Source organism: uncultured Pseudokineococcus sp. (genome assembly GCF_947495735.1).
In the GTDB taxonomy this organism is placed as follows: Bacteria; Actinomycetota; Actinomycetes; order Actinomycetales; family Quadrisphaeraceae; genus Pseudokineococcus.
In genome coordinates this window covers 1-11,725 of sequence record NZ_CANMAA010000004.1, presented here as the reverse complement: position 1 = coordinate 11,725, position 11,725 = coordinate 1, and the positions used below count along the sequence as shown (strand labels likewise).

Here is an 11,725-nt window from a genome sequence, read left to right as displayed (position 1 = left end):
TGAGCGGGGCTGGACGTCACCCCTCGTCGCGGGACCCGGGCGTCGTCGCTCGAGACCCGCGGCGGGGGAGCGGCGCGAGCGATCAGTCCTGCGGGGCGCCACCGCTCTCCCGGTGCAGCGAGAAGACGAAGGGCCTGTCCAGGCCGCGCGCGTCCATCACCCCCAGGAGCGCGTCGTCGCCGAGCGCGCGGAAGTGGTCGTCGACGGCCAGGGCGTCGTAGGTCATCGTCGCGGTCTCGACGCCGCGGTGGCGGACGGTGCGCAGCCGCGCCCTCGGCCTCCTCGTGGCGCGCAGCCTCCGCGCCCCGCGCAGCACCCCGGCCACCCGCTCGTCGTGCAGCGGCCCGCTCAAGCGGACCAGCAGGCGCAGCGGGACCAGGGCGGGGTCGACGGCGAAGCGCCCGCGGGCGTCGGCGAAGACCAGCGGGTGCACGACGTCGGCGCTGTCGAAGCGCTTGCCGTGCCAGCCGTAGAGCTCCAGCAGCCCGTCGAGGGGGTGGCCGGTCCCCACGGTCGCCCCGCACCAGGAGCCGAGCACGTCATCGACCTCCACGGCGGGCAGCGCGTCGAAGAGCGCCAGGGCGTCCTCGGGCGTGCGGACGCGGGCGAGCGCCGTCCGCGCGTCCCGCGCCCCGTCGTCCCGCGCCCCGTCGTCCCGCGCCCCGTCGTCCCGCGCCCCGTCGTCCCGCCCCCCGTCGTCCCGCACCACGTCGATCCCCCCGTCCGCGCCAGCCCGCACCCTGTCGGCACTTCGCCGCCACGGGCCTCGCCTGACGGCAGTGTGCCGACAGAGTGCGGGAAGGGCCCGTGCGGGAAGGGCCCGTGCGGGAAGGGCCCGTGCGGGAAGGGCCCGTGCGGGAAGGGCCCGTGCAGGAAGGGCCCGTGCAGGAAGGGCCCGTGCAGGAAGGGCCTGTGCTGGACGGCGGTGCGGCGGCAGAGTGCGGGCAGGGCGGCCGCGGGCCGGGCGCGCCGGGGTCAGCCGGTGTTGCGCATGCCGGCGGCGATGCCGTTGATCGTCAGCAGCAGCGCGCGGCGCAGCACCGGGTCGACGTCGTCGCCCGCCGCCCGCGAGCGCTGCAGCAGCTCCACCTGCAGGGCGTGCAGCGGCGCGAGGTAGGAGTCGCGCAGGTCGAGGGTGCGCCGCAGGACGGCGGACCCCTCGAGCAGCTCGGACTGCCCCGTGACGGCGAGCACCTCGGCCGTGGTGCGCGCGTGCTCGGCCCGCAGCTCCTCCATCAGCGCCGCCTGCTCGGGGTCGGCGAGGGTGTCGACGTAGCGCTGGGCGATGGACAGGTCCGTCTTGGCCAGCGTCATCTGCACGTTGCCGAGGAAGCTGCGGAAGAACGGCCACGTCTGGAACATCTGGCGCAGCGCGTCCTCGCGCCCGGCCTCGCGCGCGGCGGCGAGCCCGCTGCCGACGCCGAACCAGCCGGGGACGTTGATGCGGCTCTGGGTCCAGCCGAAGACCCAGGGGATGGCGCGCAGGTCCTCCAGGCCCCCGGTGCCGCCGGGACGGCGGGCCGGGCGCGAGCCGATGTTCAGGTGCCCGAGCTCCTCGACCGGGGTCGCCGCGAGGAAGAAGGGCACGAGGCGCTCGTCCTCCACCAGCGCGCGGTAGCGGTCGCGCCCGGCGGCGGCGACGACGTCCATCGTCGCGTCCCAGGTGTCGAGGACCGAGCGCTCGACCACGGGGGTGCTGCGCAGCACCGACGCCTCGAGCACCGCGGACAGGGCGACGTCGAGGTTGTGCACGGCGAGGCCGTGCAGCAGGTACTTGTCGGAGATGACCTCGCCCTGCTCGGTCACCTTCATGGCGCCGTCGAGGCTGCCCGCCGGCTGGGCGAGGATCGCCTCGCCCGTCGGGCCCCCGCCGCGGCCGACGGACCCGCCGCGGCCGTGGAAGAGCCGCAGCTGCACGCCGTGCCCCCGGGCGACGTCGCGCAGGGACCGCTGGGCGCGGTGGATCTGCCAGCGCGAGGCCGCGATGCCGCCGTCCTTCGAGCTGTCGGAGTAGCCGAGCATGATCTCCTGCACGTCTCCCCGCGCCGCCACCAGGCGCCGGTAGGAGGGGTCGCTCAGGAGGGTGTCGAGCAGGGGGCCGGCGGCCTCGAGCTCGGTGATGGTCTCGAAGAGGGGGGCGAAGCCCACCCGGGCCACGGCCGCGACGTCGGGGTCGGCCGGCAGGTCGACCAGGCCCACCTCGCGCGCCAGGACGGCGACGGCCAGCAGGTCGTCGACGCCCTTGGTCATCGACACGACGTAGGTCTCGACCGCGTCGTCGCCGAAGCGGTCCAGGGCCGCGCGGACCGTCCGGAAGAGCTCGACGACCTCCCCGGCCGTGCCCTCGACGGCGTCGAGCGTCGCGGCGCTCGCCAGCGGGCGGCCGCCGGCCAGCTCGGCCGACAGCAGGGCCCGGCGCTCCTCGCGGTCCATCTCCCCGTAGGGGCCGCTCGCGGCCCGGGCCCGGTCCACCAGCGCCTCGAGCGCGGTGTGGTGGCGCTCGGAGTGCTCGCGGACGTCGAGCACCGCGAGGCCGAGCCCGATGGCCGAGGCCGTGCGGATCGCCCGGGCGACGACGCCGCTCGCGACGAGCTCGCAGCCGTTCTCGGCGAGGGATCGCTGGACGAGCTCCAGCTCGTCCAGCAGGTGCCCGACGTCGGCGTAGTCCTGCCCCGGCGCGTGGGCGCCGCCGCCGGCGACCCGCCGGGCCGTGCCCTCGAGCCGCGCCCTCACGTAGCTGAGCTTGAGCCGGTACGGCTCCTCGCTGTTGAGCCGGTGGCGCAGCTCCCAGACCTGCGGGAGCTGCTCGCGGTCGCGTTCGAGGCTCGTGACCAGCTCGTCGGAGACGGCCACGACCTGGGTCGAGGACGCGAGCTGGACGACGAGCTCGTCGACCAGGCGCAGCAGGACCTCGACGCCGGTGGCGTGCTGCTGGGCGAGCACGTCGAGCGTCACGGCCGGGGTGACGTTGGGGTTGCCGTCCCGGTCCCCGCCGACCCAGCTCCCGAAGCGCAGCGGCCGTGACCGCGCACCCAGCGAGACGCCGAGGCCCGCCAGGCGGTGGTCGAGCTCCTGCAGCAGGTCGGGCAGCACGCCGGTCGCCAGCGAGGAGAGGTAGTACAGCGCCGAGCGCGCCTCGTCGGCGGGCTGCGGGCGCTCCACGCGCAGCTCGTCGGTCTGCCACAGCAGGTCCACGAGCTCGACGACGCGGCGCTCGTCGGCCTCGACGTCCGCGGCGCGCCGGCGCGGGTCGCTGATGGAGTCCAGCGCCGCCGCGGTGCGCGAGAGCAGGTCCAGGACGGAGCGGCGGCTGGACTCCGTCGGGTGGGCGGTGAAGACGGGCCGCAGCTCCATCTTGTCGACGACGGCCTGCACGGCGGCCACGTCCACGTCACCGGCCTCGATCGCCTCGGCGATGCGGGGCACCGTGTGGGCGAGGCCCGCTCCCGGTCGGCTGGCGAGCTCCTGCGAGCGGTGCAGCTGCTCGGTGATGTTCGCGAGCTGGAAGTAGGCGGTGAAGGCGCGCGCCAGGACCACCGCGGTGCCGTCGTCGACGTCGGCGAGGACGCGGCTGAGCTCGGCGCCCTCGTCGGGCCGGCGGGCGAGGTGGCGCACGCGCTCCACGAGCGCCAGCAGGTCGGCGCCCTCGTGCCGCTCCAGGGCCTCGCCCAGCAGGGCGGCGAGCCGGCGCACGGAGGCGCGCAGCTGGGCGTGGGCCTCGTCGGAGGACACCCCGTCCGCCTGGGAGGCCGCGGGACGGGCTCCCGCGGTCTCGGAGCCGGTGCCGGCGTCGGCGAGCTCGCCGGCGGTCGGGTCGACGCGGTCGTCGGGGCGGGACGGTGCCGTGCTCATGGGGCTCCTCGGGGGCGGGGCCCGGCCGCTGCGCCCGCGCTGACGCGGGGCGCCACCGGCCGCGCCGGGTCCGGGTGACGGGCGCCAGTGTGCTGCAGACCACACCCGCGCGGGGACCGCGCCGCCCCGGAGGTCCGCTGCCCGCCCCGGGCCTCGCCCCGCCCGACGCGCTGCGCGCACCTAGCCTCCGCAGGTGAGCCACCCGACGCCGCCTCCGCCGCAGCCGGTCGGCCCGGGCGGCGTCCCCGGCCACCACGAGCCCGGCCCGCACCACCACCAGGGCCGTCAGCCCAGCCAGCACGACGACCGGCGGGGAGGGCACCGGGCGGCCGTCGAGGCGCCCGTCGGCGGGCTGCGCACGGGCACGGCCCAGGGGAGGGCCGTGCTCCTCGTCCTCGTCCTCGGCTCGGGCATGGCCTTCCTGGACGGCACGGTGGTCAACGTCGCGCTGCCGAGCATCGGGCAGGACCTGGGCGCCGACGTCGCCGGCCTGCAGTGGACGGTCACGGCCTACCTGCTCGCCCTGTCCTCCCTCGTGCTCCTCGGCGGCTCCCTCGGGGACCGGTACGGCCGACGCCGCGTCCTGCTCGTGGGAGCGGTCTTCTTCGCGCTCGCCTCGTCCGCCTGCGCCCTGGCCCCGGACGTGCCGACGCTGGTGGCCGCCCGGGCCGTCCAGGGCGTCGGCGGCGCGCTGCTGACGCCCGGCGGCCTGGCGGTCCTCCAGGCGAGCTTCGCGCCGCAGGACCGGGCCCGGGCCATCGGCACCTGGTCCGGCCTGACGGGCGTGGCCGGGGCCGCCGGCCCCCTCGTCGGCGGGTGGCTGGTCGAGTGGGACTGGCGAGCGGTCTTCCTGCTCAACCTGCCCCTCGCGGCGGTCGTCGTCGTCCTCGGCCTTCGGCACGTGCCCGAGTCGCGCTCGCCGGAGCGCGCGCCGTCGCTGGACGTGCCGGGCGCCCTCGCCAGCGCCGTCGGGCTCGGCGGGGTGACGTACGCCCTCGTCGCAGGACCGGACGGCGGCTGGGGGCCGGGTGCGCTGCTGGCGGCCGCGGTCGGCGTCGCGGGGGTGGCGGCCTTCGTCGTGCGCGAGCGCCGCACCGCCTTCCCCGTCGTGCCGCCGGCGCTCTTCGCCTCCCGCGTCTTCACCGCGGTCAACGCGGGCACCTTCGCCGTCTACGCCGCGCTCGGGGGCGTGATGCTGCTCCTGGTGCTGCAGCTGCAGGTCTCCCTCGGGTGGAGCGCGCTCGCGGCGGGCGCCGCGAGCGCGCCCTCGACCCTGCTCATGCTGCTGCTCTCGGGACGCTCGGGCGCCGCGGCCGCGCGCACCGGGCCCCGCCTGCCGCTGGTCGTCGGCCCCCTCGTCGGCGCGGTCGGCGTGGCGCTGCTCGCCCTCGTCGGCCCGGGGGACACCTACCCCGTCGACGTGCTTCCGGGTGTCCTGCTGCTCGGCGCCGGCCTCGTCATCACGGTGGCCCCGCTGACGGCCACCGTGCTCGCCGCGGCGCCGGACGCGCTGTCGGGCACCGCCAGCGGGGTCAACAACGCCGTCGCCCGCTCGGCCGGGCTGCTCGCCGTCGCGGCGCTGCCCGCCCTCGTCGGGCTCACGGGGGACGCCTACGCCGACCCGGCCCTGCTCACGCCCGCCTTCCGCGCGGCGATGCTCCTGTGCGCCGGGCTGCTGGCCCTCGGAGCGCTCGCGGCCGCCGTCGGCGTGCCGGGAGGCCGTCTCGACCGGGCCGGGCGACCGGCGGGCTGAGCGGCCCGGGAGGACGAGCCCCCGGGAGGACGAGCGGGCGGCGGACGAGGACGGGCCGCCCTCCGCGTGGGGGACGGCCCGTCTGCTGGTGTCCGGAGGGGGACTTGAACCCCCACGCCCGATAAAGGGCACTAGCACCTCAAGCTAGCGCGTCTGCCATTCCGCCACCCGGACAGGTGCCGTGCGACCCGAGGGCCGCGAGCGGGAGAAAAGTTACCACGCACCGGGGGGCGGCCCCGACCGCTCGAGGGCGGCACCGGGGCCCGGCCGGCTCCACCCGACTCGGCGGGCCGGGCGCTCGGGGCTGCCGCGAGTAGCGTGCGAGACATGCCCCAGACGACGGACCAGCAGCAGGCGGACCAGCAGGCGACCGACCAGCAGCCCGCGGGCCGGGCCGCGGGCGGGGCCGTCCCCCCGGCCGCGGAGGAGGTCGTCGAGATCGCCCGCGACCTCATCCGCATCGACACGTCGAACTACGGCGACGGCAGCGGGCCGGGGGAGCGGGCCGCGGCGGAGCACGTCATGGGCCTGCTCGACGAGGTGGGCCTGTCCGCCGAGCTGCTCGAGAGCGACCCGGGACGCGCGAGCGTCGTCCTGCGCATCCCCGGGCAGGACCGCAGCCGCGGCGCCCTGGTCGTGCACGGCCACCTCGACGTCGTCCCGGCGCGCGCCGCGGACTGGAGCGTGGACCCCTTCGCCGGGGAGGTCCGCGACGGCTGCCTGTGGGGCCGCGGCGCCGTGGACATGAAGGGCATGGACGCGATGATCCTGTCCGTCGTCCGGCAGATGACCAGGGAGGGCCGCACGCCCCCGCGCGACCTGGTCGTGGCCTTCACCGCCGACGAGGAGGCCGGCAGCGCCAAGGGCGCCGGCTTCCTCGTGGAGACCCGCCCGGACCTCTTCGAGGGCGCCACCGAGGCCATCAGCGAGGTGGGCGGCTTCTCCCTCGACATCGCCGGGCAGCGCTGCTACCTCCTGCAGACGGCCGAGAAGGGCATCGCGTGGGTCCGGCTCGTGGCGCACGGCCGGGCCGGGCACGGGAGCCAGGTCAACGACGACAACGCCGTCACGCGGCTAGCGGGGGCGGTGGCGCGGATCGGCGCCCACCGCTGGCCGCTGGAGCTGCGCCCGACCGTCCGCGCCTTCCTCGAGGGCGTGCAGGACGTCACCGGCGAGCCCCTGGACCCCGAGGACTTCGGCGCGCTCACCGAGGTCCTCGGCACCACGGCGAACTGGGTGGGGGCGACGCTGCGCAACACGTCCAACCCCACGCAGCTCGAGGCCGGCTACAAGCACAACGTCATCCCGGGCACCGCGACGGCGCTCGTCGACTGCCGCACGCTGCCCGGCCAGGGCGAGCACGTGCTGGAGGTCGTGCGCGAGCTCGCCGGCCCGGGCGTCGACGTCGAGGTCGTCCACGCCGACACCGCGCTCGAGACCGACCTCGAGGGCGCCCTGCCGGACGCCATGGTGGCTGCGCTGCTGGCCGAGGACCCGGGAGCCCGGGTCCTGCCGTACTGCCTGTCCGGCGGCACCGACAACAAGGCGCTGGCTCGCCTCGGCATCCGCGGCTTCGGCTTCGCCCCGCTGCAGCTGCCGCCCGAGCTCGACTTCGCGGGCATGTTCCACGGCGTCGACGAGCGCGTCCCCACCGAGGCGCTGCGCTTCGGCACGCGCGTGCTGGACCGGCTCCTGCGCACCTGCTGAGGCCCGTCGCGGCCCCGGCCCCGCCCCGTCACTGACGGGGTGGGGCCGCCGGCGCCCCCGTGCGGCAGCTCGACGTCGAGGGGGCGCCAGCAGGTGGCCTCACGACGTCGAGGTACCGGCAGGGGCGCCACCGGGTGGCACCTCGGCGTCGACGCGCGAGGGGGACCGTCGTCGGGGGGCGGTCCGGCACCGACGTGCGGGGCGCGCTCGGGGCCCTAGGCCGTCCGCTGCATGCGGATGATGCGGCGGCGCAGCACCACCCGTCGCAGGCCGCCCATGTACAGGCGCACCCCGGCGAGCTCCCACTTGCCGTACTCGGCCTCCTCGGTGAGGAGCGCGCGGGCCTGGCCCCGGGACGTGCCCCGGGGCAGGACCACCTCGCGGTACTCGTAGGAGGAGGCCCGGAGCCGCTCGGGCCCGGCGCCGGCCTCGCGACGGTCGGCGACCTCGTGGGTGGGCCGCTCGGAGGGCTGGTCCCCGCCTCGCGGGGTGCGTCGGCTGGCGTCCATCGCGCGCCATCGTGCCACGACGCGCGCGCCGCGCGGGGGTGCGCGGGCCGGGCCCGCGCCGCGTCGTACCACCACTGCGCGCCCGCGCCCGCCCGACCCCGGGAGGGCCTCGCCGCAGGGGGTCGGGGAGCGCGGGACCAGCGCCTCGCCCAGCCGTCGCCCCGCACCCGGTCGCGCGGCTACGGTCCTCCCATGAGCACCGAGCCCCGCGCGGCCCTGGCACGTCTCGTCGGGGCGCTCGAGGCGCACCTCGACGCCGTCGAGCGACGTCGCTCCGAGACCGACCGCGTGGTCAAGGACGCCTACCAGTCCCTCGCGGACGCCTTCGAGGTCTACGACGAGGCGCTCTACGACGTCTTCGACGAGGTCACGCCCTTCGTGCTGTTCGACGACTCCGACGAGGACGACGACGACTCGGACGACGAGGACGACGACGACGACTCGGACGACGACGACTCGGACGACGACGACTCGGACGACGACGACTCGGACGACGACGAGGACGAGGACGAGGACGACACCCGCCCCCGCCTCTGAGCCCGGGCGGGCGACGTCCGGTCCGGTCTCGGGCGACCGCGGACGACGGCCGGGCGCGACCTAGCCGCGGACGACGGGACGGCCGACGGCCGTGCGGCCCGCCGAGACCTCGTCCAGCGCAGCGCGGATCTGCCCCGGCAGGCGCAGGTCGTCCCCGGCGAGGGCGGCCCGCAGCTGCGCCGCCGTGCGAGCGCCGGTGACCGCGCTGGCCACGCCGGGGCCGTCGGCCGCCCACGCGAGGGCCACCTCCAGCGGGGAGCGCTCCAGCCCGTCGGCGGCGGTGCAGACCGCCTCGACGACGCCGCGCGCCGAGGGGTCCAGGTGCGGCTCCACCACGTGGACGAGGTGCGGCGAGGCCGCGCGGGAGTCCGCCGGCAGCGCGTGGCGGTACTTGCCCGTGAGCACGCCGCCGCCCAGCGGACTGCGCGCGAGCAGCCCGAGCCCGGTGGCCGCCGCCGCCTCGCGCAGGTCGACGTCGGCCCAGCGCGCCACGAGCGAGTGCTCCGCCTCCACCGCCACGAGCGGCGTCGACGCCAGCGAGGCGGCGCGGGCCGCCTGCCAGGCGCCGTGCTCGGCCAGGCCCGCGTAGCGGGCGCGGCCGGAGCGCTGGGCGTCCTCGAGCGCCGACAGCGACTCCTCGACCGGCGCGGAGCCGGAGCCCTCCAGCAGCAGCAGGTCCACGTGGTCGGTGCGCAGCCGCGCCAGCGAGGCGTCCAGGTCGGCGAGCAGCGCCCGCCGCGAGCCGTCGGCGCGGCGCTCGCGGCCCGCACCGCGGGCGCCCACGCGCAGGGCGAGCACCAGGTCCCGGCGGGGGACGACGTCGTGCAGCAGCGCGCCGAGCAGCTCCTCGGCCTCCCCGGTGCCGGAGGCGGCCGAGCTGACCAGGGTCCCGCCCGCGTCGGCGAAGTCGCGCAGCTGCTCCGAGGCCTCGTGCTCGTCGGTGTCCCGACCCCACGTCAGGGTGCCGAGCCCGAACCGGGAGACCCGCAGACCGGACCGTCCCACGCGCCGGGTCTCCATGGGGGTCGAGCGTAGCCACCGCCCCGAGAGCCCCTGCACCAGCGGCCCCTGCACCCGCGAGGTGGTCGGCCGCCGCCGGGACGGGCGGCAGGGGGCGCCTGCCGGCCGGCGCGGGCGGACGGGTGGACGTGGGGGCGCGACGTGCCGCGGCCGCCGTGGTGCGGCTCGTCGCAGGCCCTGCGGTCGCTACTGTCGGGTTCGTGCAGCTGGGTGTCGACCTCGGTCAGGGACCCGCTCCCGGGACCTCGGGGACGGCAGGCCCGGGAGGGCGCGGGACGGACGAGGACCCCTGGGCGCGAGTGCGTCTGGCCCAGCAGGCCGAGCACCTGGGCTACGACGTCGCCTGGGCGTCCGAGGCCTACGGGAGCGACGCCGTCACCGTCCTGTCGTGCGTCGCGGCGACCACCACGCGGATCGACGTGGGGAGCGGCGTGCTCCAGATCCCCGCCCGCAGCGCCGCCATGACCGCCATGACCGCCGCGTCGCTGGACGCCCTGTCCGGCGGGCGCTTCCGCCTCGGCCTGGGTGTCTCGGGGCCGCAGGTCTCCGAGGGCTGGCACGGCGTCCCCTTCGCCGAGCCGCTGCGCCGCACCCGCGAGCACGTCGACGTCGTGCGGATGGCCCTGCGCCGCGAGGAGGTCCGCTACGACGGCCGCCACCTGCGGCTGCCGCTGCCGGACGGGCCCGGGCGCGCGCTGCGGCTGTCCACCCGGCCGCTGCGAGCGGACGTCCCGGTCTACCTCGCGGCCGTCGGGCCGAGGAACCTCGAGCTCGCGGGCGAGATCGCCGACGGCTGGCTCGGCGTCCTCGTCTCGCCGGAGCACCTGGGGGAGAGCCTGTCCCACCTGCGCGCCGGCCGCGCCCGCGCCCAGGGCCCGAGCGCGCCCCTCGACGTCGTCGCCTCCGTCGCCGCGGCGCCGTCGGCCGGCACCTCCGCCCGCGAGGACGACGAGGCGGGTCGCCTCGACGCGCTGAGGGCCCGGATCGCCCTCTACGTGGGGGGCATGGGCAGCCGCGACCAGAACTTCTACAACGCCCTGGCCGTCCGGCTGGGCTACGAGCAGGAGGCCGCCCTCGTGCAGGACCTGTACCTCGACCGCCGCCACCGCGAGGCGGCCTCCGCCGTGCCGCGCGGCCTCGTGGAGGCCACGAGCCTCGTCGGGCCGCCCGCCGCGGTGCGCGACCGCCTGGTCGCCTACGCCGAGGCGGGCGTGACGACGCTGTCGGTGCTGCCCGACGGGCGCACCGAGGCCGAGCGCGTCGCCGTCCTGCGCACGGTCGCCGAGGCGCTCGACGCCAGCGGGGCCGGCTCCTGATGGGCTGGGTCGAGGCGCTCGTCCTCGGTCTCGTGCAGGGGCTCACGGAGTTCCTGCCGATCTCCTCGAGCGCGCACGTCAGCATCGTCGGCCAGCTGCTGTTCGACGGCCGCGACCCCGGGGCCGCGTTCACCGCGATCATCCAGCTCGGCACCGAGGCCGCCGTGGTCCTCTACTTCTGGCGCGACATCGTGCGGATCGTCCGGCAGTGGTCGCTGTCGCTGGTGGGGCGCGCGCCGCGCGACGACCCGGACGCCCGGATGGGGTGGCTCGTCATCCTCGGGTCCGTCCCGATCGGCGTGCTCGGCCTCGTCTTCCAGGACGCCATCGAGACCCAGCTCCGGAACCTGTGGATCACGGCGGTCGCCCTGGCGGTCTTCGGCGTCCTGCTCGGCGTGGCGGACGCGCGCGCCACCACCCGCAAGGACCTGTCCGACCTCTCCTGGCGCGACGGCCTGCTCTACGGCTTCGCCCAGGCGCTGGCCCTCATCCCGGGCGTCTCGCGCTCGGGCGGGACCATCACCGCGGGCCTCCTGCTCGGGTACCGCCGCGAGGCGGCCGCGCGCTACGCGTTCCTGCTGGCCATCCCGGCGGTCGTCGCCTCCGGCGGCTTCCAGCTCGTCTCCGAGCTGGGGGAGGGCGGGGCCGGGTCGGTGTCGTGGGGTCCCACCGTCCTCGCCACGGCGGTCTCGTTCGTCGTGGGCCTCGCGGTCATCGCCTGGCTGCTGCGCTACATCAGCACCCACACGTTCCGCCCGTTCGTGCTCTACCGGCTCGCGCTCGCCGCAGCCCTCGCGGTGCTGCTGCTCACCGGAGCCGTCGACGCCAGCCCCGTGCCGACGCCCCTCGGGCCCTGAACCCCGTCCGGCACCGGACCCGTCCGGTGCCGGACGCGAGCCGGCCCGGGCGCCCCCCCCCGCCCCGGGCCCGGGCGCCGCCCGCTGCGGGGGGCGGCGCCCCCCGGCCGGGCCCCCCGGGGGCGCCCCGCCGGGGGGGGGGGGGGGGCCGCCGCCCGGACCCAGCCCCGCACG

Annotated in this window: 8 protein-coding genes, 1 tRNA gene and 1 pseudogene; 5 read left to right on the top strand and 5 right to left on the bottom strand. The window is 77.4% G+C overall.

Annotation, left to right across the window (positions count from 1 at the left end):
- Nucleotides 1-82: 82 nt before the first annotated feature.
- On the bottom strand, nt 83-706 hold the full coding sequence (locus Q0848_RS07445) for a GXWXG domain-containing protein (protein WP_299036460.1): 624 nt from the start codon (nt 704-706) through the stop codon (nt 83-85).
- Between the two features lie 269 nt (nt 707-975).
- The gene (gene ppc / locus Q0848_RS07440; RefSeq protein ID WP_299036459.1) at nt 976-3,852 is read right to left on the bottom strand and encodes a phosphoenolpyruvate carboxylase; all 2,877 of its coding nucleotides are present in this window, start codon (nt 3,850-3,852) and stop codon (nt 976-978) included.
- A 193-nt stretch (nt 3,853-4,045) separates the two neighbouring features.
- Between ppc and Q0848_RS07435 the strand changes: the two genes are divergently transcribed.
- Complete coding sequence (locus Q0848_RS07435; RefSeq protein ID WP_299036458.1) at nt 4,046-5,605, top strand: MFS transporter; 1,560 nt, start codon at nt 4,046-4,048, stop codon at nt 5,603-5,605.
- 86 nt (nt 5,606-5,691) lie between these two features.
- On the opposite strand, the gene Q0848_RS07430 is transcribed toward Q0848_RS07435, so the two are convergent.
- Nucleotides 5,692-5,779 (bottom strand) — tRNA-Leu (locus tag Q0848_RS07430).
- Between the two features lie 153 nt (nt 5,780-5,932).
- Here Q0848_RS07430 and Q0848_RS07425 point away from each other — a divergent pair.
- Nucleotides 5,933-7,312 (top strand): M20/M25/M40 family metallo-hydrolase, encoded by a 1,380-nt coding sequence (locus Q0848_RS07425; protein ID WP_299036457.1) that lies wholly within the window; start codon nt 5,933-5,935, stop codon nt 7,310-7,312.
- A 215-nt stretch (nt 7,313-7,527) separates the two neighbouring features.
- On the opposite strand, the gene Q0848_RS07420 is transcribed toward Q0848_RS07425, so the two are convergent.
- Nucleotides 7,528-7,821 (bottom strand): DUF5703 family protein, encoded by a 294-nt coding sequence (locus Q0848_RS07420; RefSeq protein WP_299036456.1) that lies wholly within the window; start codon nt 7,819-7,821, stop codon nt 7,528-7,530.
- Nucleotides 7,822-8,013: 192 nt separating this feature from the next.
- Between Q0848_RS07420 and Q0848_RS07415 the strand changes: the two genes are divergently transcribed.
- Nucleotides 8,014-8,358, top strand: coding sequence for a primosomal protein (locus tag Q0848_RS07415; protein ID WP_299036455.1), 345 nt, complete (start codon nt 8,014-8,016; stop codon nt 8,356-8,358).
- Nucleotides 8,359-8,418: 60 nt separating this feature from the next.
- Here Q0848_RS07415 and Q0848_RS07410 read toward each other — a convergent pair whose 3' ends face one another.
- Nucleotides 8,419-9,378, bottom strand: a complete 960-nt coding sequence (locus Q0848_RS07410) for an aldo/keto reductase (protein WP_299036454.1) — start codon at nt 9,376-9,378, stop codon at nt 8,419-8,421.
- Between the two features lie 272 nt (nt 9,379-9,650).
- Here Q0848_RS07410 and Q0848_RS07405 point away from each other — a divergent pair.
- Nucleotides 9,651-10,694 (top strand): annotated as a pseudogene (locus Q0848_RS07405) (LLM class F420-dependent oxidoreductase); the annotation flags it as partial.
- Entirely contained in the window at nt 10,694-11,551 is an 858-nt protein-coding gene (locus tag Q0848_RS07400; RefSeq protein ID WP_299036452.1) for an undecaprenyl-diphosphate phosphatase, read from the top strand. The pseudogene Q0848_RS07405 and the gene Q0848_RS07400, both read left to right, overlap by 1 nt.
- The last annotated feature ends 174 nt before the right edge of the window (nt 11,552-11,725 follow it).

Excerpts from the sequence above, each read along its gene's own strand:
- Q0848_RS07415 (WP_299036455.1), top strand. The coding sequence starts at position 8,014 with ATGAGCACCGAGCCCCGCGCGGCCCTGGCACGTCTCGTCGGGGCGCTC.
- ppc (WP_299036459.1), bottom strand. The coding sequence starts at position 3,852 with ATGAGCACGGCACCGTCCCGCCCCGACGACCGCGTCGACCCGACCGCC.
- Q0848_RS07425 (WP_299036457.1), top strand. The coding sequence starts at position 5,933 with ATGCCCCAGACGACGGACCAGCAGCAGGCGGACCAGCAGGCGACCGAC.
- Q0848_RS07420 (WP_299036456.1), bottom strand. The coding sequence starts at position 7,821 with ATGGACGCCAGCCGACGCACCCCGCGAGGCGGGGACCAGCCCTCCGAG.
- Q0848_RS07400 (WP_299036452.1), top strand. The coding sequence starts at position 10,694 with ATGGGCTGGGTCGAGGCGCTCGTCCTCGGTCTCGTGCAGGGGCTCACG.
- Q0848_RS07410 (WP_299036454.1), bottom strand. The coding sequence starts at position 9,378 with ATGGAGACCCGGCGCGTGGGACGGTCCGGTCTGCGGGTCTCCCGGTTC.